Genomic DNA, 22,285 nt, shown 5'->3' with positions numbered 1-22,285 from the left:
CTTTCCGCCCCGCGTTAAATGTCTTTTTTCATAATGAGGTGATTCTCATTGTCGATACGTTGGTATGATATTTCGTTCATAATGCTTCGTATAAGGAATATTCCCAGCCCCCCGATTGGACGTTCCTCCAAAGAAAGCGTAACATCTACCTCGTCTACTTGTGTCGGATCAAAAGAGGCTCCTTTGTCCGTTAATAGGAAAACGAGTTGTTTTTCGCTGTAAGTTACTCTTAATAGGATGGTGTGTTGTTCTTGAGTCGGATAGGCATACATAATTATATTGGCTACGGCCTCTTCCAATGCCAGATTAATATTCATTGTCGTTTCAAATGACAAAGAAAGTTCCTCTCCCAGTTCTTCGATGAAACTGGCTAAAACTGAAATTTCATTTAAATCGTTTGAGATCTTTATTTCTCTTTCCATAATGATATGTGCTTAATTGTTTGTTGTCCCGGGTTCATATTGAATAAGTAAAATAGTCAAGTCATCGCTGGCTTCTGCTTCTTTGACATGCTCTGCTATAGAGTCCACTATACCATTAACAGTGGTGCGTACATCAGACGTGCTATTATCAGACAATGTTTTCAATAACTTTTCGTCTCCATATAGTTCTTTGTCTGTATTTTCAGCTTCTGTCACTCCATCGGTGTAGAGGAACAGTTTACTTCCTTTCTCCAATGTTGTTTCATCTTCGGTATAGGCAAATTCTTCAATGACACCGACAAATATCTGTGTTTTGAATTCAAGGAAAGAAACCTGTCCGTCCGGACGAATCAATATGGGAGGATTATGTCCGGCATTACACAGTTTCAGTTTACCTGTTTCCAAATCAAGGATTCCGACAATAAGCGTAACAAACATGTTGGATTCGTTATTATCAGAAATCGAGTTGTTCATATCCGTCACAATCTTAGCCGGCGAAAGTACCTGTTGTGACAAGGTGCGGAATAAACTACGGGTGATAGCCATAAATAGAGAGGCGGGCACTCCTTTCCCCGAAACATCTCCGATTAAAAAGTAGAGGTGATTGCCATCCATATAGAAATCATAAAGGTCTCCACCTACTTCTTTGGCGGGATGGAGTATAGCATGTAAATCTACATCATTGCGTTCGGGATAAGGAGGGAATATCTTAGGAAGCATCCCCATTTGAATTTCCCGTGCTATGGAAAGCTCGCTTTCAATCCGTTCTTTGCTGGCAGTGGTATCTCTTAGTTCACCTACGTAGGTAGATAAAGAGTGTTGCATGAAGACAAGTGAATCATGTAAATCCTTTATTTCATCTTTGGAATGTACTTCCGGCAGGATAACATCAAACCGTCCGGTCGCAATTTCCCGGGCTGATTCGGAGAATTTCTCCAGTGGACTGACAAGGCGTCGGATAATGCTGTATATGATTAGAAATAAAGCTATCATACCAACCATAAAGGTATAGATGATTTTCCGTGAGGTGTTATCCAATTCCTGAAGAATAATCTGGCTTGGACAAACAGTACATACCGACCATCCTATTTGAGGAATGGTTGTGTAAAATGCATACGAGTCGACTCCTTTATTATTGAAGCGCATAGTTCCGGTATGTCCTGCCAGCATTTCGTGTCCGATCTGTTCCTGTGCTAGATTTTCTTTGGCGAAAGCTTCGGAGAATATCGTTTCATTCATGATCTTGCTTCGGTCCATGTGAGTCAGAAAGCTTCCGTTACGGCTAATTAAATAGGTGTAGCTGGAAGGATAAGGCTTCAGTAGACTGATTGTATCAGTGAATTGTGTCAGGGATATATTGGCAGTGAAAACTGCATATAGTTCCCCTTTGCTGTCAAACAGAGGTTTGGCATAAGTACTCATGATGAAGTTTCCCCCTCCGTCGTCATAGTAAGGCTCACTCCAATAAGGTTGTTTAAGTAACTGGGGAATAAGATACCAATCCATGCATGGATAGTCATAATTCTGACTGCCCAATACCTGATAGGTTATTTCTCCATTTATTTCATCCTTAAAAGAAGCATAAGGCATGAAATATTTCCCTTTTTCCTTATAATAGTCGGGAACAAAAGCTATGCCGCTTCCGACGATGAACTGATTGTTTCTTACAACAGATTCTATAATATTGTGTAAAGAGTCCGGGTGATCAATATTCTTTTCCAAGACCCAGACAGATTGGTTGACAGTCGTCTCAACAGACAGTAGCTGACCGCTGATTTCTGTAGCAATGTTACTTAATAGTCCATGAGTGTGTTCGATTGCAAAGCCCGTTACTTTCTGTTGGCTATAATAATAAAATAACGCCATGATAGTAGCAAAGATAATTAACGTAAAAGATAGTACGTAGATACTTAGCCGGGTTGCAAAAGAATGGGAGAATGTGTGTTTCATGAATGAATGTCTATTATTTTACAAAATTTTCATAACGGATATCATTGGAATTTTGAGTTTGATCCGGCAACAAAATACTTGTTGCCAGATTAAACTCTTCCCGGCTTAGCCGATAGGGACGTTGCCCGCTCTTCTTGTTTGTTTGTAACCTTAGTATCTCATCCAACATTTTACGTTGGTGATACCGGTTGGTTCCTATGTTGTGTTGATGCACTTGTTCCATTACGATGTCCAATGTTTGTTCGCGGTGTTCATTTGCCCATTCCCAGCCACGCATGCTGGCACGGGCTAATTTCTGTACTGCTTGAGGATATTTCTGATAGAATTCTCTGCTAACATAAAGTCCGTCCTCCGGCAGGTTATATCCATAATCCGAGAAACGCATGATATGAATAGAATCCGTCTTGATGCCGGCTTCAATCAGTTGTAGAAACTCATTGTAGCTTCCTACGAGGCAAATATCCACAGCTTTTGATAGGAAAATGTTGACTCCCCCATTGAAACGTATCCATTCCACCTGCAGTTGATATTTGTTGGCTATTTGATCCAGTAGTTCTTGACTAAGATGATTCCATACCCCTATTTTCTTATGTTGCAAAGATGAAATACCCTTGAGTGGTGAACGACTGACAAGCATCAGGCTGTTTTCCTGTGAGGTTTGTAAGATATTGACTACCTGCGCACCTGCAAAATATTCAGTCAGGGCATACGATAGGTTCATAACTACCGCTTGCGAATATCCTTTCTGCAGGAAAGAAAAAGAGCTTGCCGAAAGCGAAGGATGTACTACGTGTACGTCAAGTCCTTCTTCCTTGTAGAATCCTAGTTTGTCAGCTACGTAATAGCCTGCAAATTGTGCTTGTGCCGTCCATTTAGGTGTGAGGTTAATCGACTGCGCATTCACCGGTTCTGTCAGAAAGAACAGAGATAGCAAGATACAGCAAATAATAGATGCTTTTCTCATTATAAGTGGGATTAACGAATGATAAAAAGGCCGGAACAGCCTGTCATATCGAATATTTTCCGTATTTCCGGACGCATAGCTTCCAATACAAGTTGTCCGCTGTGTTGCTTTACACTTTTCTGGAGGGTTATCAGACTTCTTAAACCGGAACTGCTGATATATAGTAATCCTTCGCAGTTGATTATTATATTAGGATTCTGAATGCTTAGCAGAGGTTGGATGAGAGCATTGAATTCGTTCGTATTGGCAGTGTCCAATCGTCCTTCAACAGTGAGTATGATAACTTCCTCTATTTTACATAAGTTCGTTTTAAGAGTTGCTTCCGGTTTGAAATCCATGTCTATTTTTTTAGTCAGGATTAGTTCGTTTTGGCTGTCCGTCGAATGATATTCTACTTTATCCATGGTGCGGCGAATCAGAAAGAGCCCCAAACCTTGTGTCAGTTGCTGTTCCAGAGATAGTGCATCTCCTGATGCTTCATTTTCAGATTTTGTGGGATCGAATGAAATACCATCGTCAATAATTTGGGCAATCAGTAGTCCGGGTGCCACGGAAGTTTTCAATATGATTTCACCTTTTTGATTTTGAGGGTAACCGTGATGGATAATATTGCTTATTGCTTCTTCAATAGCAAGATTGAGACTCATTGTAATGCCGGAAGGTAAATGTAATGATATGCCTAATTCTTCGATGAATTGGGCAATTATTGCAATTTCCTCTACCTGATTTTCGATAGTGATTTCCTTTTCCATATTCTTTAAGTAGCGCGTCATATTATAATTTATTCTTGTTTGGGGTGAATGCTGCCACAAAAGTATTAGTAAAGGTGAAAAGTCTGAAATATATTACCCCCAAATAGTTCCCATTTTAGCTAATCTCCCTATATTGGGACGCTTTTTGCAAGTGGGATGCTCCCGTTCTTTTCGCGAAAAGACTACTTTTGTCGCTCAAAACAAAAAAACATGGTAAACGTAATTGTTCTCTGCATTGAATTGTTGCTGGATATTGTGGGCTTGGTATTGGGAATACTTGTTTATTCACGTTCTTCAGACAATAATGGACTTACAAAAGCATGGGGAGTATTGGCTATCACTCTGTCCCTTCTTCTTTTGTGTGATAATCTGGAATGGATGTGGATTTTCAGTAGAGGAGGTGAGGAGACGATTCCGCGTTTTACTGAAGTTCCGATGAATCATCTTTCGATATGGCATATTGTCCGGGTGATTGTCTTTTTTCAATTCTTTTCTATTTTTCCTATAGCCTCATTGAAACCGGGATGGATGACTTTTTCAAGAGTCGTCAGTTTATGTATTCCTATTTTGCTGATCACATGTATAGCTTGTTGTTATGAGTTTTTCAACGGTCACTATACTACTCTAAAATCTTTTGCCTCCATTCGGGAGAATATTGGAGAACAGGATGTACGGGTAAGGCTGATGCTGTTTATAATCAGTGTAATTACTCCTTCCGTAAATTTCCTCTTTCCATATATGAGACGATGGATCCCAGTCCGACGTAAACAGAGTAAGGCAATGTCGATTTATATGATGTGTTTTGCTATCATCATGTCCGGCTATATTTGGCTGATGCTGGGTACTAGTGGATTATGCTTTAACGTGTTCGGTTATATTGTAATCCTTCCCGTCCTTTTTTTAAATATACTATATTTGCGTAATGAGAATCCGCTTTCTTTACCTCCCCAGCCTGTAGAAGAGTTGGAGATGGAAGAAATAGAAGCCATTCGGGAAATTGCAGTTTCACCTGTCGTTCTTGAACTATCCAATCAGATGCAAAGTCTTATGAAACATAGTAAATCGTTTACTAATCCTCTATATTCCTTACAGGATTTCTTGAATGATTTGAATACGAATGAAAACAGACTCAATAAGGCTCTTCATTATGATGGCTTTTCCGGTTTCAGAGATTATATTAATTTCTACCGTTTGCAGTATTTTAAAGAACAGGCACAGCTGAAAAAAGACCTTACAGTAAAGGAATTAATGTTTTTGAGCGGCTTTACCTCCCGTTCCAGTTTTTACCGTTATTTTGCGAGTGTGGAAAAAATGTCTCCCAGTGAATATATGGAGATGCTCAATAGAGAAAATTAATAAGGAGTGTGGGAAAAGAATCACCACAGATCATAGAATTAGCACGGATTTGATTGTAATTCAAAGATTATCAATGCAGAATCAATGTTTCTTTTATGTAATCTGTGGTGAAACTTGAAACTAACAGGTTATTTATTTAGCTAAATCTCCTATTTCGTCTAAATTCTTCTGAATATCATCATCAGTCAATGAATAGTTTACCAAGTCACCGGCCAAATACTTATCATAAGAAGCCATATCAATCAGGCCATGTCCGGAAAGATTAAACAGGATTACTTTTTCTTCTCCTGTCTCCTTGCATTTGTTAGCTTCGCGGATAGCCGCTGCAATAGCGTGGCTGGACTCTGGAGCCGGAATAATACCTTCAGACTGTGCAAACAGACAACCTGCTTCGAAAGATTCCAATTGCTGTATATCTACTGCCTCCATCAGATTGTCCTTGAGCAACTGTGAAACGATGACACCTGCACCATGATAACGAAGACCACCGGCATGAATATGGGCCGGAGCAAAATTGTGTCCCAGGGTAAACATCGGTAGCAACGGAGTATATCCGGCTTCATCACCGAAGTCATACTGGAACTTACCACGTGTCAGTTTCGGGCAAGAAGCAGGTTCGGCAGCAACAAAACGAGTCTTTTTTCCTGCCTGTATCGTGTGACGCATGAATGGGAAAGAGATACCTCCGAAATTGGAACCACCTCCGAAACAACCGATTACGATATCCGGATATTCACCTGCCATTTCCATCTGTTTTTCAGCTTCCAGTCCGATAATAGTCTGGTGAAGAGTAACATGGCTAAGTACAGAACCGAGCGTATATTTACAGTTGGGAGTCATTTGTGCCAGTTCGATAGCTTCCGAAATAGCTGTTCCCAACGAACCCTGATAAGTGGGATGTTTAGTTAGAATATCCTTACCGGCACGGGTAGACATGGATGGAGAAGGGGTTACCTGTGCTCCGAAAGTCTGCATAATGCTACGGCGGTACGGTTTCTGTTCATAACTGATTTTTACCTGATAAACAGCAGCTTCCAAACCGAAAACCTTAGCTGCATAAGAAAGAGCGGCTCCCCATTGTCCGGCACCGGTTTCAGTGGTGATGTTGGTCACCCCTTCTTCTTTGCAATAATAAGCCTGTGCCAATGCAGAGTTCAACTTATGTGAACCGATAGGGCTGACACTCTCATTCTTAAAATAGATATGAGCCGGAGTACCGAGTGCTTTTTCCAATCCGTAAGCACGAACTAGCGGAGTACTGCGATAGTATTTATACATTTCGCGCACTTCTTCCGGTATTTCGATCCATGCATCGGTCTGATTCAGTTCCTGATGACACAGTTCCTTAGCGAAAATCGGATACAAGTCTTCCGCTTTCAGTGGTTGTTTGGTTCCCGGATGTAACGGAGGCATAGGTTTGTTTACCATATCAGCCTGAATGTTGTACCAGTAGTGTGGAATTTCTTCTTCGGGTAAAATATACCGTTTTCTTTTTTCACTCATAATATTGTAGTTTTTTAGTTTCTTGTTGCCAAAAGTACTCAAATTTTTAATATTCAGAAAATTTTGTCAACAAAGAATCGGTTCTAATTGTTATTTTACTTAAGTTTGCACGACCCTGTTAAAAAAGATGATATGAAGATTTATCATAAGTTTTTATTGTATCAGAATAAACTGCTAAAACCCTATGTACGTATCTTGTTGGGGCTGGTAGAAGCACTCACCTATCTGGCATCTCTGTTGTTGATTGTCGGAGTAGTATATGAACACGGCTTTCCCTTATCCATAGATGAAGTGGCGAATTTGCAGACATTGTATAAAACAGTCTGGATCATCTTTCTGATTGATGTAACTTTACATATCTCACTGGAATACCGGAATACTAAAAAACAATACCGGCGATTGGCCTGGATATTAAGCGGATTGTTATATCTCACTCTAATACCCGTCATTTTTCACCGTCCGGAAGAAGAAGGAGCTATTTTGCAGATTTGGGAATTCCTGCATGGGAAGTTTTATCATCTCCTGTTGCTATTAGTCCTTTCCTTCCTCAACTTGTCCAATGGGCTGGTGCGCCTGTTGGGACGGCGTACCAATCCGTCCTTGATATTGGCAGTCAGTTTTATGGCTATTATCCTGATTGGAGCAGGCTTGTTGATGCTTCCGCGCTGCACGGTGAATGGCATTACTTGGGTGGACTCTTTATTTACGGCTACCAGTGCCGTATGTGTTACAGGGTTGGTTCCGGTAGATGTATCTACAACATTCACCACTTCCGGATTAGTTGTCATAATTCTATTGATTCAGATCGGCGGATTAGGAGTGATGACATTAACCAGCTTCTTTGCCATGTTCTTCATGGGGAACACTTCCATTTACAATCAGCTCGTTGTGCGTGATATGGTTAGTTCCAATTCGTTAGGCTCATTACTGTCTACCTTACTATATATATTAGGTTTTACTTTAGTGATTGAAGGGATTGGCATGGCCTCGATTTGGTTTAGTATTCACGGTACGTTGGGAATGACTTTGGAAGGGGAGTTAGGTTTTGCTGCTTTCCATTCTATATCAGCTTTTTGTAATGCAGGCTTTTCTACACTTTCCGGTAATTTAGGGAATCCGATGGTGATGACCAATCATAATGGACTGTTTATTTCTGTTTCTTTACTGATAATCTTCGGGGGGATTGGCTTCCCCATTCTTGTCAATTTCAAGGATATTGTATTGTATCACCTGCGTCGTTTCTGGAAATTGGTCTGTACACGTAAACTGGATCGTCACAAAATGCAGCATCTCTATAACCTGAATACGAAAATTGTGCTAATCATGACTTTCCTGCTTTTATTAATCGGTACATTAGCTATTGCTGCTTTTGAGTGGAATGCTTCCTTTGCCGGTATGCCTTTGGCAGACAAATGGACTCAAGCCTTCTTTAATGCCACTTGTCCGCGAACAGCCGGTTTCAGTAGTGTCGATCTGGCATCGTTGAGCGTGCAGACTTTATTGGTTTATCTATTCTTGATGTGGGTTGGCGGTGGTTCACAATCTACGGCAGGTGGTGTGAAAGTGAATGCTTTTGCGGTCGTGGTTCTGAATCTTGTAGCCGTATTGCGTGGTACTGAACGGGTAGAAGTGTTCGGCAGGGAATTGTCTTACGATTCAATCCGGCGTTCCAATGCAACAGTAGTCATGTCATTGGGAGTGTTATTCATCTTTATTTTCACATTGAGCATACTCGAACCGGGTGTTTCCATCATGGCATTGACTTTCGAATGTGTCTCTGCACTTAGTACTGTGGGATCCAGTCTGAATCTGACCCCTCATTTGTGTGATGCCAGTAAGTTGTTGGTATCCTTGTTGATGTTTATCGGACGTGTGGGATTGATAACATTGATGTTGGGAATTGTAAAACAGAAAAAGAATACAAAATACCGTTATCCGAGTGATAACATTATAATAAACTAAAGATATGAAGTATATTATTATCGGTTTAGGAAATTACGGTCATGTGTTGGCCGAGGAATTGTCTGCGTTAGGACACGAGATTATTGGTGCGGATATTAGTGAAAGTCGTATAGATTCAATCAAAGATAAGGTTGCTACAGCTTTTGTCATTGATGCCACTGACGAACAATCATTGTCAGTGTTACCATTGAATAGTGTGGATATAGTGATTGTAGCGATTGGTGAGAATTTTGGTGCATCGATACGTGTTGTTGCTCTGTTGAAGCAGAAAAAGGTTCCCCGCATCTTTGCCCGTGCTATTGATGCAGTACATAAAGCAGTGCTTGAAGCCTTTGATCTTGAAAGAATCCTGACTCCGGAAGAAGATGCCGCCCGTAGTCTGGTGCAACTGCTCGATTTCGGCACAAACATGGAAGGGTTCCGCATTGATCAGGATTATTATGTTGTGAAGTTCACGGTTCCAGAAAAAATTGTAGGATATTTTGTGAATGAGTTAAATCTGGATGAAGAATTTCATCTGAAAATGATAGGCTTGAAACGGGCAAATAAGATAACCAATTGCCTGGGTATTTCTCTGACCGAACTTCATGTGAAGAATGAATTATCGGAAAATGAGAAAGTAGAAGAAGGAGATGAACTGGTTTGTTACGGTAGATACCGCGATTTCCAAGCTTTCTGGAAAGCTATTTAATGTGCAAAATCTAGTCAGATTTCAAGATAGAGGGATGATGATATTTGTTGGTAAAGTATAATGTTGGCAGTTATCCTCTTTGATTTTGTCTGATTATTGTAATTCCGGTTTGCAATTATTAATTGTTACAGGATGAAGTTGTATACTATATCCTATAGAGGTGAAATTAAGCTGCACAATCAGGCTTTGTGATGTTTCCGGTTTTCGTTGGTCGAACACGAGGTTGCCTAAACTATAGAAAATAGGCTTACCATTGAAATATTCCTCTTTCTGAATGACGTGCGGGTGATGTCCGATGATAGCATCCGCACCTGCACGAATGAGTCGGTGTGCTCCCTTTCTTTGGCTCAGAGTAGGGGAAGATTGATATTCGATTCCCCAATGGAGAATTACGACCACATAACTTTCGGGATTCTCTCGCTTGAAGTTTTTGATTTCCTCTTCTATTTCTTCCGTGGTTTGCTGGCAAATACCGGGATTATTTTCTAAATATACCCAATTCTCCAAAGGAAGTGTAACTGAATTGAAGAGTGCTACTTTAATTTTTCCTTTCTTTATCACTACGGGTTGGCAACTCTCGGAAGAAGTATTACCATATCCTATCGGAGTGATTCCTGCCGATAAGAGATGCTGATAAGTATCTGTCAATCCGTTTCGCCCCTGATCCATAGTATGATTATTCGCTAAAGCCGCATGACTGATGCCGGCTTTAACCAATTCTTCCATCCATCTCGGTTCCGCGCGAAAGATATATTTCTTGTGTAGTGGTGAACGAACCGAAGTGACGGGACATTCCAGGTTGATTACCGTAGCGTCCATTTGATGAAAGAGAGGAGCTACCGACGCAAATAAATCTTCGACACCTCCCCGTTGAATCTGTTGGCGTACCCCTCTGTCCAGAAGAACATCTCCGGTGAAAGCGATAGAGAGACATTCTTCTGACGGGTGCTGGCAGGCAGTAAGCAATAACAGACCTATACTACCTATAATCCGGTTAATTCGGGAAAAGGATATTAGCATCCTGAACTATAAAAAACTCTGTCATCTACTTTAGGTTCTTTCTCCAACAGGATATTTTTCATCCATTCCGGGACGGCAGGTGCTTTCTTTTCTTCCAGCATTTTCTGCCACTCTTCGTCCGTGAGCCGGGTATCCAGTGGCTGGACAAACTCGTAGTAACTAAATGTGGCACCACGGGTAAGATAGAGATTACCCTCTATTTCTACTATCACATAGATATTGTTGGCATTTCCTGTTGCCACATGCAGTACTCCATTCTTATCACATCCCCTCACGTTGCGTGTATAAATATCAGCCACTACAGCTATCGACTTGTCCGGACCTTGCACTAATGACCAGTTATCCAGATGTAAATCCGGATCGAGCACAGACAGAGTGAAATATTCTATACTACTTCCCATATACTCAAGAGTGCGATATTCCTGTTCGGTCAGTTTTTCTCCCCGCAGTTCCTTTTCTGTTACTTGAATCAGAAAGCTGACATAGTCCTGCAACTGCTCTGTCTTTCCTTTCAAGTCATCCGTCAGGCAATTGCTTTGTTGCAGAACCAGTTGGGTGGCTTGCAGAATCCCTGACATTTTCTTCCAGAAAGGAAGATTCGGTTCTACATACCCCACTACGATCGGATCAGGAGGTCCGGCACCTCCACATTCTGCAGCCATGGGCTGTTCTCCGTAAAGGATCGCGTCATGCTTCAATTCAGCCCAAGATGCCAGAGCTGTATTCAGGTTCTTGTATCCCCATTCGGGTGTTTGCATAAATCCTGGCTGGCTCTTGTCCGTTTTCTGCATGGTGAACAGACTTTTCATCCATAATTCGTAGACAGATACTTGTGCAGGCTGGGAAGCTTTGAATTTATCTTTCAGTTTTTGTAATTCTCCGGTATACTGGTTCCAGTTGCCCGGTTCTTTGTAAAAATCAGTCAGTAAAGTCTCGGCGGAGTTTACTCCGAAAGCGGCAAAGACATCCAATCCTTTCGGATAAGCACGTTTGCTGTTTGGGGTGACATCTACCAATTCCTGAAGTACTTCATTATCTGCCAGATATCTTTGTGGCATAAAGTTGATTTTGTCCCGGCAGGAGATTTCTATTTTAGGTTTGATCCTATTCTTGCTTTTTGCCAGTTCAATGAGCGCTTGATTCACCTTTTCTATTTGAACCGGAGTCAATGCATCTTCAGTATATTCTGCTTTATTTTTCTTCAGAATCTGTACAATATCGAGAAGAGAAAGATTATCAGTCTCACCCATCAGGAAAGTAAGTGGTGTATAGACGCGTTGGTATAGTTCCATTAGTGGTGTCCTGGTCATATCTTTATAACTAGATAGTACGGTAGCCTGAAAGATTGCTTGTTTGAGCTGTTCTTGTTGTTCTCTGCAAAAGCAGGCAGTTTGAAGCCACATCATAGCCTGAAAGTATGCCTGTAATTGGGGTTCACGGGTATAATGTCCGCGTGGTTTGAAAAGACTGTATGGGAAGTATGCATCTTTGTATGAAAGAAACTCCGAGAAATCATCTTCTTGTGCATTAATATGTTCTATTTCCTGTTGATATGCTTTTTGATACTTAGCAGGGAGGTTGGGCGTTTCCTTTGTCAGCAAATAATAAGGGATAGCATAAAAAGTAGCGGCATATTCTGCCATATCTTTCAGAGATTCGTCTTCTGTCTGGCGGGAGATGCTTATGCAAGTTGCGTTGAGTGATAGACATAGTCTTTCCAAAGTAGGAATGATGTGTTGTTTCTCCAGACTTTTCAGTACATAAGAGAAATACATGTGAAATGCCTGTAAATATAAGTCAGTGGTGATGAAATTGGGCACTTGGCGATAATCATTTTCTTCGTAAGCATGAAACAACTGTAAGTTACTTCCTTCTGTAATGGCAAAGTTGTTCTGTTGCAACTTGGCTAGTAATGCCTCGTCTATATCTTTGAATTGGAACAGGTTGACTATATTATTTGCATTTCCTAAATAATAAGAGTCTCGTTGAGTAAACTGTTGCTGACGCATTTCTGCCATGCGAGCATCGATGCGTTCTACGAAAGCCTTCTCTTCAGCCGTCAGTTTGACTTCATCATAGTTTTCCGGAAATTTATTCTCTCCGTCTGCCTCCGATTCATCCCATAACTTCCAGACAAGATCATTATACCATTTCGTATTGGCCGAGAAGAAAGCATTGATGTCCGCTTCCATAAAATGATAACCATGTATAGCGTATGGATAACTACGTAATAAACGTAACTCCTGAAAAGAGTAACGACTGATATCCTGCTTCAAATCAATAGATTGAGGTAGAACAGTATCGGTCAATAATGAGGTGGCAGTCATAACAGTATCTTGTGCCGATGCCGTTGAGGTGTTTTTGTTCTTGTTCTTGCATCCGCAGAGAATAAGAATTAGTGTACAGGACAGTAATAATAGTCGTCTCATGTTTTTCATTATTCTATAAATTACTATATATAAATGATAGTATCTAACGTTAACGTTCAAGAATGCGTTTGGCCTCCTTTTCTTCTGTCTCGCGTTTCAGATATCCCTTAAAATCCAGACCAAAACCTCTCCATGCATATTCCGCTATCAGAAATTTTCCACTTCGTTCCCGTTCCATGGTACGTATCAATACAGGAGTATGTTTACGAATCACTCTAAAATCTTCCAAAGGTTGTGCTACCCTCGAACCTAACCAAAGTGGGCGGATATACGCTTCATCTGCAATCCGGTAAATGAATAACCGCTTGTCAGGTTTGGGATCGAATCGGGTAGGCTTGATAACCCCCACAATAATTTCCGGCATCCCGTCTCCTGTAACATCTCCATAATCAAATTGATAGACAGGATAAGGCAATTTCCAAACAGAGTGGGAGGGTTGGTCTGTATTCAAATGAATGACATAGAGCGAATCAGATTCTTTGTTCAGAGATACTTCCATGTGTCTTTGATTTACTTGCCATTCAAACCTGTTTTCTTTCCGGCATGAACAGAACATCAGTAAAAGACCTGTAAAAATAAGGAAGTGAATCCTGTGCGACATATCTGTAACGTTTTCTTTGGCAAAGATAGACATTAACCTGTATTTACTTGCCTCTTTTCTCGTAAAAGTGAAAAGTCCAGTATATTATATATGAAAACCACCGGACTTCTCTTTAGTTAAGAAATCCGGTGGCTTATCAGATATTATAAAGCGTATGCCTTATTTCGTTTGAATACGAATATTTCCGGCTTTCACTCCATTTGCTTTGGCTGTAAATACAATTTCTCCGGCAGTTTCACCAGCTTGTATGATAGCTGTCAACATTCCGTTGAAAGTATGCATCTTCGGAAGATGGAATTGTTCCAGATTTGTCGGGTCGCCATTGGCTGCAGCACGATATTTACCGGTTCCCTTTGCAGAGAAGTTTATCTGACGATTATCAGTAGGGCATAGGTTACCATCTTTGTCTACAACTTTCACAGTCACATACGCTAAGTCTTTTCCGTCTGCAGTCAATTCGTTACGGTTGCTGACCAGTTCGATGTGATGAGGCTTTCCGGCAGTGCGAACCACTTTTTCCGCTACTGCTTTTCCATCTTTGTTATAGGCTATTACTTTTACTTCTCCCGGTTCATATACAGCATCCATCCACATCAGACGATAGCGGTTCTTCAACGAACTATTATTCTTGCTTTGTTTACCATAACTTTTACCGTTGATAAACAGTTCGGCTGTAGGATAGTTGGTATATACAAATATAGGAGTCACTTCACCTTCACGTCCCGGCCATGTCCAGTGAGGCAGAATATGCAAGGTTTCCGCATCCTTGTTCCATACACTGCGATACAAGTAATAGCGGTCTTTAGGCAGACTGGCAAGGTCGATAATACCAAACATGGAACTGTGATTGGGCCATGCATCCGTATCATAAGGTGATGGCTCGCCCAGATAGTCAAATCCTGTCCATACAAATTGTCCGATTGTCCAATGGTTATCGTCGGCCAGTGCAAAGTCCTCATCCGGAATATTTGACCATGAACAGGCTTCCACATCATAAGAGGAACATTGATGGTCTTCATATTTGGCGCTTTTCTTATCCTCTACCGGGAATTTGTATACCCCACGTGAACTGACAGTAGAAGCAGTCTCACTACCCAGAATCAGATTCTGCGGGAGTTGGTCATAAGATTCTTTATAGCGTTGGGTACGGTAATTAAGTCCCGGAATGTCAATCATTGCTGCAAATCCGTTCGCAAGTACACAAGTAACCTGATCCATTCCGCAGGTGACAGGACGTGTCGGATCTTCTCGGTGGCAAATGTCTTGCAGGAATTTAGCCACTTTATAGCCGACGGGGCTACATTGGGTCGGTACTTCATTACCGATACTCCACATAATCACACACGGATTATTCCGATAATTATGGAGCATATTCACCATATCACGTTCCGCCCATTCATTGAAATAACGGTGATAACCGTTTTCACACTTGGCGATGTCCCATTCATCGAACGGTTCAATCATCATCATAAATCCCATTTCGTCACACAATGCTACGAGTTCGGGAGTCGGCATATTATGAGAAGTACGGATAGCGTCACATCCCATATCTTTCAGCAATGTAAGTTGATGGCGAAGCGCTGCCACATTAATAGCGGCACCCAGCGGACCTAAATCATGATGATTACATACCCCTTGGAATTTGCGATGTTTTCCGTTCAGATAGAAACCCTTATCAGCGATATATTCAATGCTGCGGATACCGAAACGGGTCGTGTAAGTATCCACCAGTTTATCATCTGCGTAAATTTTGGAAACAGCCTTGTAGAGCGACGGACTTTCCGGTGACCAGAGCTCGGGCGCATTTACAATAAAGTTTTGTTCGAATGGTTGTCCGTGATTAATGCGGTTCGTATTCTCTTTGCTGGTAACCACTTTTCCGTCCGGAGAAAGAATCTCTGTCTCTACACGGATTTGTGTTTTCTCATCCGCATTGTCAATCTTCGTTTGAAGACGTATGGCTGCAAAGTCCTTACTAACATGAGGAGTTGTGATTTGTGTTCCCCATACGGGCACATGGACTTTCTCCGTTACGATCAGATGCACATTGCGATACAAACCTGCTCCCGGATACCAGCGCGAGGACTGCGGACGATTTTCCAAACGTACGGCCAGCGTATTATTCTTTCCGTCTTTATTCATTAGGGGCGTCACATTACAGTGGAAAGAGTTGTAGCCGAAAGGCCAGAAACAAGCCTCTTTTCCATTTACATAGACACGTGCTTCGCTCATGGCGCCATCAAAGAGCAGTGTCACCTCCTTATCGGCAGGAGCATCAAAACTGGTTCGATACCATCCGGTGCCTACATAAGGGAGCCCACCGGTACGTCCTGTTTTCAAGGAAGCCTTTTTCTCGAAGTTCTGTGTCACAGCTACATTCTGCAGGTCATTATTCATATCGAATGGACCGAAAATCGCCCAGTCATGTGGAATAACAACCGACTCCCATTTTGTGTCATTAAACTCCGGCTGGCTAGCCTCTTTAAAATCTCCTTTACTGAATTTCCAGTTTTTCTCGAGCAGCGTCTCACTGCGTTGCGCTTGCAATGTGCAAGCGGTGCCCATCAAAAGTACAGCTAATAACTGTTTTTGGTGTTTCATGTTCATTTTTGCTTTTCAGGTATAAAATATTTTGGATTCGGGGTAAAGTTATAAAAAATGATTCAATAATCTTATCTCTTGAAAGCATTAAATGCGTTAGTGGGTTTACCGGTATCGTCAAACAAGCCTTTGTGATAGCCTTTCCACCGGAGAAGAATCAACCAAAGTACGTTGGAGATCATTCCATTCGGGAAGCGTGTATGCTTCTATCCGGCTATCTGCATCCGTAATAGTCAATAGTGGTATCGCATTATCTGAGGCAACAACACGAGTAGTCCAATAGGCTCCGGAAGTATAATTCCAGTCCAGTGGATTTCCCTTTATTCCCGATGATGGATTCCTGTAACCGGAATTTCCTGTGGGATAAGTGCGAGTGCTGTTGCCCCGGCAGACAAGACGGTTTAGCAAACGGATCGTTCACTACTACCGCGTCCGGCATCACTTCCAGTCTCCAGACTCCCGCTTCGAAGCAATCCATGAAATAAGCACCTATCGGAAAAGGGAATATCATAGCGGTCTATATAGGGAAGGAAATTTCCCTGCTGTGTCTGTCCGGATACCAGTCCGATCGAATACAGGTTTGCGGTTTCCTGTTTTATTGATCGCTTTCAGCATCCGGTTGATATAGACTTTTACCTCTTCCTTCGTACCGGAATGACAAGGTTCATTATTGATCTCGAATCCTACGATGGAAGGGTCGTCTTTGTAAGCTAACCCCGTATATGGATTGACGTGCTTTACCAAACCATGAAGATAGGTTTCTTGTGCAACGATAGCTTCCGGATGGGAGTGCATATCGCATTTATCATATTGATAGGAGAAACCGCCCGTTTATATGTTTCGTTCGGGATATCCGTTTCCAAAGTTAGTCTGTGCGGTAATCACAATATGGATATTGCGCTCTTTGAGTTTGGTTATCAGATAGTCCATCAGGTCGAGATGCTCGTTTTCGAGGAGATTTCCTTGTTCGTCTGTTAGTTCCACATCCCATAAATGAATACGGTAAGCATTTAGCCCCAAACGGGAAATATGATATACATCTTTATCTACGGCAGCTTTGCGGTCTAGTCCCAAATATCCAATGGCACGGTAAGCATGGGCGGAAGACAGCGTATAATTAACACCGAAAAAGGAAGCCTCCTGGCGGGTGTCACTCCAACGCATTACCCCATTGCCATCTATATATAATAGGTGTAGAGGATGATTTGCCCTGCACTTTGACAAAGACGGATATTAAACAAATAAAGGTAAGGATCAACAGTCTTTTCATGCAATCAAATTTATCGGTTTATTGACAGCAACAAAGGTAAATTATTAGTAATTTCAATAAAAGCACAGATTGGACATATAAGGATAAGAATAGGACGAAATGCCTCAAAATGCCTCTACAACTCTTCATTCAGGTATTGACGTGGCGTTTTTCCGAATTCTGCCTGAAAACATTTGGAGAAATAAAAATGATTGGAAAAGCCTACTATGTCCCTGATCCGAGAATATGTTCCAGATAATATTGTTGGTTAATGACTGGATATTGCGTGAATCGTGAATGATATGCTGCAAAGGTTCTTTGTCATTCTGGTATACATAAAGTCCGTTGTAAGTACCTATATAAATTTGATTGTCCTTTGTCTGAATGATGGAATAGATGGTGTTTTGCAGGAAGCAACTGATCACCGAAGCTTCGGTCCCGAGATAGACGTTGTCGAATTGCTGATAATTTACTTTTTGCCCATATACATCATAGCAGATACAGTATATATAAATGAGTAAAAGAATCCATCTAATCCGTTAGCACATGTGGCATTATTGCTTATAATTATTATCTGTATGTCAGGACTTAAACTTTGCTTGAACCAAAATAACTGTATTTTAATAACAGTTTCCAATATCCGTCATTCAGAAAGTTGGATAGAATCTCAAGATTATTGGTCTCAGCAAACTCTTTGTCCGTAAACTCACCTAAAAGTTCGAATAATACTTTTTGTCTATCTGTTTTTTCTAGATCTATCTGATTATCTTTTGCATATAACCATATCCTTCTTATCATTCTTAAAACAGGAGCATTTAATCCTAATATAGAAGTGGTAGGAAACATGGCAGTTTCATTTTTCCAAATTGTATAACCATTAGCCGTATATTCGAACTCATCATGAATAGTGTCGTACAAAACGATCGGCTCCATATATTTATTCTCTCTCTTCAGATTACAACACTGAACGATTTTTTCAGTTCTCGAAAAGAGTTTTCCATTACATGAGGCTGCCAGATTTTCATAAGCAACTGTATGTGGATAAGGTGGCGTGTTTGTTTCATTTTTATCGATGAAATCTTTAGCCAGGCAGACTTTAGCATTCAAGACTGTGTATCTTTTTAAATACTCATTATATTTTCTGCGTTCTGTGATGCTGTTTAGGATTAGATGTTCTAATGTTATCTCATCTTTCTCTTGGTTGAGCTTCTTCATGCAGTAACAACAACGATTTTCTTGTTCTGTCAATAAAACCTTTATCAGTTTATCTTTAGAGTATTCGCCGTTTTCGTCTTTATCACTTTTAAATGCTTCATACAGATCATCCGGATATTTTCCAGCTTCTTGTAGTCGTTCTAAAAAAGCGTCAATAATGGCCTCTCCCTCGTCTCTTAATTTTGTTTTATCAATATATTCCATGATGTATTATTCAAAAAGCGACTGATAAAGATGACTTGACACACCCACTGCCTCCTTGATCTTTTCTTTTAATTTATCCATCATATCTTCATTGTCCGCTTCTTTCCAATATCCATAAGCTTCAATAAGATCACGGACAAATGTTTCACGTTCTGGAGTATCCATTGAATAACGCAATCCGGAATTATAGTCCACTCCATATAAGTTTTCCACACGCTCGTTTTTGTAATCATCGTCATCTTTGTACAGCCTATAAAGTATGTTCTCACCATCCTGTTTGAAGTTGGTGATTACTAATGGTGAGTGAGTTGATACGATAAACTGTATATTGGGGAATGACTTTTGTAAACGTTCCAATATTTCTTGTGCTATCGAAGGGTGCAGATGCAGTTCAATCTCATCGATAAAAACAACACCTGAAGGATCACAGTTATGATTCAATATGTAACTTCTGTTAGCTATGTCAAAGACAATAGAGAAGATACGTTTGTAGCCTTGTGGTAGTTGTTCGAACGGAATACGATCGCCATTTTTAAAAGACATGATCAATATATCGTTCTTTCCGCGTGCTTCTATTTCCAGAGTATCCAATTCTAGTTCGGGAGTGGATAAATCCTCATGTATCGGCAATGAGAATTGTTTCATCTTTTGGGTAATAGCATCTATATAGTCTTCTTTCTCTTGATCCTCTTTAAATTTATGATTTTTCCATTGCATGGTGAAATACTGTACCCATATCTCCGTACAATTTTTTTCTTCATCCCAATTAAAAAATGCTATATTCTTGGGCAATTCCTTATTGGAATCAAGCATCTCCTGCATATCTTTTCCGATATTTGTTTTGATATGAGGATATGAATCTGAAAAGAATGCTAATACTGGAAATTGTGATTTTTCTGATAGATAATGATTCCAAAATATACTTTTGGCTTCTTGAAATAACTTTTTATCTACTCCTGATTTCGCATATTCGCTATAAAAATGCCAATTGATAGTTTCTTTATTCAATGAAGCTGTTGTCTCTATTGATACCGGATATTTATAATCATAACCATACGGACCCTCATTGCAGTATCTGGCATCGGTTACAGCAAATCCTTTCACCAATTGCTTAGAACTTGCAATAAATTCGTATTGAGGTTCATCTTTCTTTTTGGAGAAGATAAAACTCAACGACTGTTTTAATGCTGATATAATGTTAGTTTTACCCATGCCATTCTTACCGATAAAAATGGTAGTTTTTGCTCCGAATTCTATCTGATAGTCTTTGAAGTTACGGTAATTACTCAAATGTACTTTTTTTAGTTTCATGGTTAAAATAGTTATCCAATAGGACGTTTGGTATTAATTATCTTCTGTATTACATTCGCAAATGTAGGAAAAATGTCGGTTACACTTGTAAATATCCCGCTCTTTTTGTTCCTTTGCTATCTATTTATAAACAGAAAACTTACATATGAGAAAACTAATTTATTGGCTTTTATTGCCGTTGGCAGTGGCTGTGAGTGCATGTGGCGGTAAAAAAGGATCTTCAGATAATAAGTCGACACTGGCAATGATGGATAGTGTGGATGCTCACGGATTGCAGCGTATGCAGACGTCTAAGAGCGAAACCGACTTTAAGTTTAAGGGAAAAGATTATCATTCCCTCGTTTCGCGTACTCCGGATGAAAATCTGCCCCATGTGACAAACGAGATGGGAGATACCTATGTCGACAATAAAATAGTGTTGCACCTGACGCGTGGTAACGAAACCGTGTTGAACAGGACCTTTACCAAGAATGATTTTTCATCGGTAGTCGATGCGAACTTCCTGTCTAAGTCCATATTGGAAGGCATTGTATATGACAAGACTACTCCGCAGGGAATTGTCTACGCTGCGAGTGTTTGTTATCCGCAGACAGATTTATATATGCCGCTTTCCATAACGGTCACCGCTGATGGAAAAATGAGTATACAGAAAGTGGATATGCTTGAAGAAGATTATAACGACGAAGCGCCCAATTAGGCTTGTAGGCGGGTGTTGACAGTAAAATTGCACAAATGTGAAAACATTTGAGACAAAAGAAAGGCAGCCGATGGGGTTGCCTTTCGTATTTTTGCACCGTCAACAAACTTAATACCGAATAGAATGAAGAAAAACATTTTTGCTATCTGTGTGGTAGCAGTAGGATGTACGGCACTGACCGCTCAAACCAAAGATACACAAACATTGGTTCCGCTTACCGAACGGGTAAATGTGCAGGCGGATTCGGCACGCGTCAATCAAATTATAGACGATTGCTGGGTAGCAGTAGGGACTAAAAAGTCTCATGCAATTCAACGCGACTTTACACGTCTGTTCAATGGTAAACCTTCTTATCGTTTTGAATTGAAGGAAGATGATAACACCCTGTCAGGATATGCCAAAGGGGAAACAAAAGGGCGTGCGGAATTCTCTTATTGTTATGCAACTTCCGATGATTTCAAAGGTCTGCCTGCCGATGTTTATCAGAAAGCGCAGATCACTAAAACCGTATATCATCATGGGAAAGGCATTTGTCCGCAAGGAGCTTCCCGCGACTATGAGTTTTCCGTATATATTCCTTCTTCATTGGGTAGCGATGTCTCGACAATTTTTGCTCAATGGCATGGAATGCCGGATCGTACATTGGTACAGACTCCACAGGGTGAAGTGAAAAAACTGACGATTGACGAGTTCGTTGAACTGGAAAAGACTACGATTTTCAAAAAGAATGAAGGGCACGAGAAAGTAGCCAAGCTGGATAAACAAGGTAACCCGTTAAAAGACAAGCAAGGAAATCCTGTATATCAGGCCGGAAAGGCTAACGGATGGCTCGTGGAACAAGGAGGCTATCCTCCATTGGCGTTCGGGTTCTCCGGTGGATGGTTCTATATCAAAGCAAATTCCGACCGTAAGTGGCTGACGGATAAAGATGACCGTTGCAACGCAAATCCCGAAAAAACACCGATTATGAAACCTGTAACATCAGACTATAAAGCATCGACCATTGCTTACAAAATGCCTTATGCCGATTTTCCGAAAGACTGCTGGATTACATTCCGCATTCATATTGACTGGACAGTTTATGGCAAAGAGGCGGAAACGATTGTAAAACCGGGCATGCTTGATGTGCAGATGGACTATCAGGAAAAAGGGAAAAAGGTTAGTAAACACATTGTAGACAATGAAAAAATCATGATTGGACGTAACGACGATGATGGTTATTACTTCAAGTTCGGTATCTACCGTGTAGGTAATAGCACTAAGCCGGTATGTTACAATCTGACAAACTATTCAGAAAGGTAATTAGTCAGAAGGTAAAAAGAGAGTGATATCCGGGTGTCCTTTTGTGGGCATCCGGA

17 protein-coding genes and 2 pseudogenes are annotated in these 22,285 nt (G+C 40.8%); 5 read left to right on the top strand and 14 right to left on the bottom strand.

Translation table 11 applies throughout. The features are described from left to right. Positions 1–14: 14 nt before the first annotated feature. The 4 genes from AAHJ11_RS03915 to AAHJ11_RS03900 are packed head-to-tail and all read right to left on the bottom strand — an operon-like array spanning position 15 to position 4,088. Positions 15–422 (bottom strand): ATP-binding protein, encoded by a 408-nt coding sequence (locus AAHJ11_RS03915; protein ID WP_004325354.1) that lies wholly within the window; start codon positions 420–422, stop codon positions 15–17. Positions 423–434: 12 nt separating this feature from the next. Beyond that, complete coding sequence (locus AAHJ11_RS03910; RefSeq protein ID WP_148367973.1) at positions 435–2,372, bottom strand: SpoIIE family protein phosphatase; 1,938 nt, start codon at positions 2,370–2,372, stop codon at positions 435–437. 13 nt (positions 2,373–2,385) lie between these two features. Then, positions 2,386–3,336 carry an ABC transporter substrate-binding protein gene (locus tag AAHJ11_RS03905; protein ID WP_148367972.1) on the bottom strand — a complete coding sequence of 317 codons (951 nt, stop codon included), beginning with the start codon at positions 3,334–3,336 and terminating at the stop codon, positions 2,386–2,388. Positions 3,337–3,347: 11 nt separating this feature from the next. After that, positions 3,348–4,088, bottom strand: a complete 741-nt coding sequence (locus AAHJ11_RS03900) for an anti-sigma factor antagonist (RefSeq protein WP_229128671.1) — start codon at positions 4,086–4,088, stop codon at positions 3,348–3,350. A gap of 210 nt (positions 4,089–4,298) precedes the next feature. On the opposite strand from AAHJ11_RS03900, the gene AAHJ11_RS03895 reads away from it, so the two are divergent. Beyond that, the gene (locus AAHJ11_RS03895; RefSeq protein WP_148367970.1) at positions 4,299–5,444 is read left to right on the top strand and encodes an AraC family transcriptional regulator; all 1,146 of its coding nucleotides are present in this window, start codon (positions 4,299–4,301) and stop codon (positions 5,442–5,444) included. A 132-nt stretch (positions 5,445–5,576) separates the two neighbouring features. On the opposite strand, the gene AAHJ11_RS03890 is transcribed toward AAHJ11_RS03895, so the two are convergent. Then, positions 5,577–6,947, bottom strand: a complete 1,371-nt coding sequence (locus AAHJ11_RS03890) for a TrpB-like pyridoxal phosphate-dependent enzyme (protein WP_195650169.1) — start codon at positions 6,945–6,947, stop codon at positions 5,577–5,579. Between the two features lie 132 nt (positions 6,948–7,079). On the opposite strand from AAHJ11_RS03890, the gene AAHJ11_RS03885 reads away from it, so the two are divergent. Both AAHJ11_RS03885 and AAHJ11_RS03880 read left to right on the top strand, forming a co-directional pair. Further along, positions 7,080–8,909, top strand: coding sequence for a TrkH family potassium uptake protein (locus AAHJ11_RS03885; RefSeq protein WP_148367968.1), 1,830 nt, complete (start codon positions 7,080–7,082; stop codon positions 8,907–8,909). 4 nt (positions 8,910–8,913) lie between these two features. Beyond that, positions 8,914–9,600 carry a TrkA family potassium uptake protein gene (locus AAHJ11_RS03880; RefSeq protein WP_320974218.1) on the top strand — a complete coding sequence of 229 codons (687 nt, stop codon included), beginning with the start codon at positions 8,914–8,916 and terminating at the stop codon, positions 9,598–9,600. Positions 9,601–9,693: 93 nt separating this feature from the next. Here the strand turns inward: AAHJ11_RS03880 and AAHJ11_RS03875 are convergent, their stop codons facing one another. The 9 genes and pseudogenes from AAHJ11_RS03875 to AAHJ11_RS03835 all read right to left on the bottom strand — a co-directional run bounded on the left by AAHJ11_RS03875 (position 9,694) and on the right by AAHJ11_RS03835 (position 20,230). Continuing rightward, positions 9,694–10,620 (bottom strand): CapA family protein, encoded by a 927-nt coding sequence (locus AAHJ11_RS03875; protein ID WP_320974219.1) that lies wholly within the window; start codon positions 10,618–10,620, stop codon positions 9,694–9,696. Continuing rightward, positions 10,614–13,049, bottom strand: a complete 2,436-nt coding sequence (locus AAHJ11_RS03870) for a DUF3160 domain-containing protein (protein ID WP_320974220.1) — start codon at positions 13,047–13,049, stop codon at positions 10,614–10,616. The genes AAHJ11_RS03875 and AAHJ11_RS03870 overlap by 7 nt, the downstream gene beginning before the upstream one ends. Positions 13,050–13,098: 49 nt before the next feature. Further along, positions 13,099–13,548 carry a nuclear receptor-binding factor 2 gene (locus AAHJ11_RS03865; RefSeq protein WP_320974221.1) on the bottom strand — a complete coding sequence of 150 codons (450 nt, stop codon included), beginning with the start codon at positions 13,546–13,548 and terminating at the stop codon, positions 13,099–13,101. Between the two features lie 261 nt (positions 13,549–13,809). Next, entirely contained in the window at positions 13,810–16,257 is a 2,448-nt protein-coding gene (gene galB, locus AAHJ11_RS03860; RefSeq protein ID WP_320974222.1) for a beta-galactosidase GalB, read from the bottom strand. 132 nt (positions 16,258–16,389) lie between these two features. After that, positions 16,390–17,521, bottom strand: a pseudogene (locus AAHJ11_RS03855) (cellulase family glycosylhydrolase); the annotation flags it as partial. A 115-nt stretch (positions 17,522–17,636) separates the two neighbouring features. Further along, positions 17,637–17,729: an AraC family transcriptional regulator gene (locus AAHJ11_RS03850; protein ID WP_366045667.1), complete on the bottom strand. Its 93-nt coding sequence runs from the start codon at positions 17,727–17,729 to the stop codon at positions 17,637–17,639. Beyond that, a pseudogene (locus AAHJ11_RS03845) lies at positions 17,725–18,036 on the bottom strand (two-component regulator propeller domain-containing protein); the annotation flags it as partial. The gene AAHJ11_RS03850 and the pseudogene AAHJ11_RS03845, both read right to left, overlap by 5 nt. 52 nt (positions 18,037–18,088) lie before the next feature. Next, the gene (locus tag AAHJ11_RS03840) at positions 18,089–18,919 is read right to left on the bottom strand and encodes a hypothetical protein (protein WP_148367962.1); all 831 of its coding nucleotides are present in this window, start codon (positions 18,917–18,919) and stop codon (positions 18,089–18,091) included. 6 nt (positions 18,920–18,925) lie between these two features. Further along, positions 18,926–20,230: an AAA family ATPase gene (locus AAHJ11_RS03835; protein WP_148367961.1), complete on the bottom strand. Its 1,305-nt coding sequence runs from the start codon at positions 20,228–20,230 to the stop codon at positions 18,926–18,928. A gap of 145 nt (positions 20,231–20,375) precedes the next feature. Here AAHJ11_RS03835 and AAHJ11_RS03830 point away from each other — a divergent pair, with 145 nt between their 5' ends. Further along, complete coding sequence (locus AAHJ11_RS03830; RefSeq protein WP_148367960.1) at positions 20,376–20,927, top strand: DUF4738 domain-containing protein; 552 nt, start codon at positions 20,376–20,378, stop codon at positions 20,925–20,927. Positions 20,928–21,050: 123 nt separating this feature from the next. Next, positions 21,051–22,229 carry a heparin lyase I family protein gene (locus tag AAHJ11_RS03825; RefSeq protein WP_148367959.1) on the top strand — a complete coding sequence of 393 codons (1,179 nt, stop codon included), beginning with the start codon at positions 21,051–21,053 and terminating at the stop codon, positions 22,227–22,229. Positions 22,230–22,285: the final 56 nt, after the last annotated feature.

It is taken from the genome of Bacteroides sp. 90-K9/2, from assembly GCF_047310725.1.
GTDB classification, from domain to species: domain Bacteria; phylum Bacteroidota; class Bacteroidia; order Bacteroidales; family Bacteroidaceae; genus Bacteroides; species Bacteroides vicugnae.
Note: the sequence above shows the minus strand (reverse complement) of the source record. Positions and strands in the feature narration are given on the sequence as shown.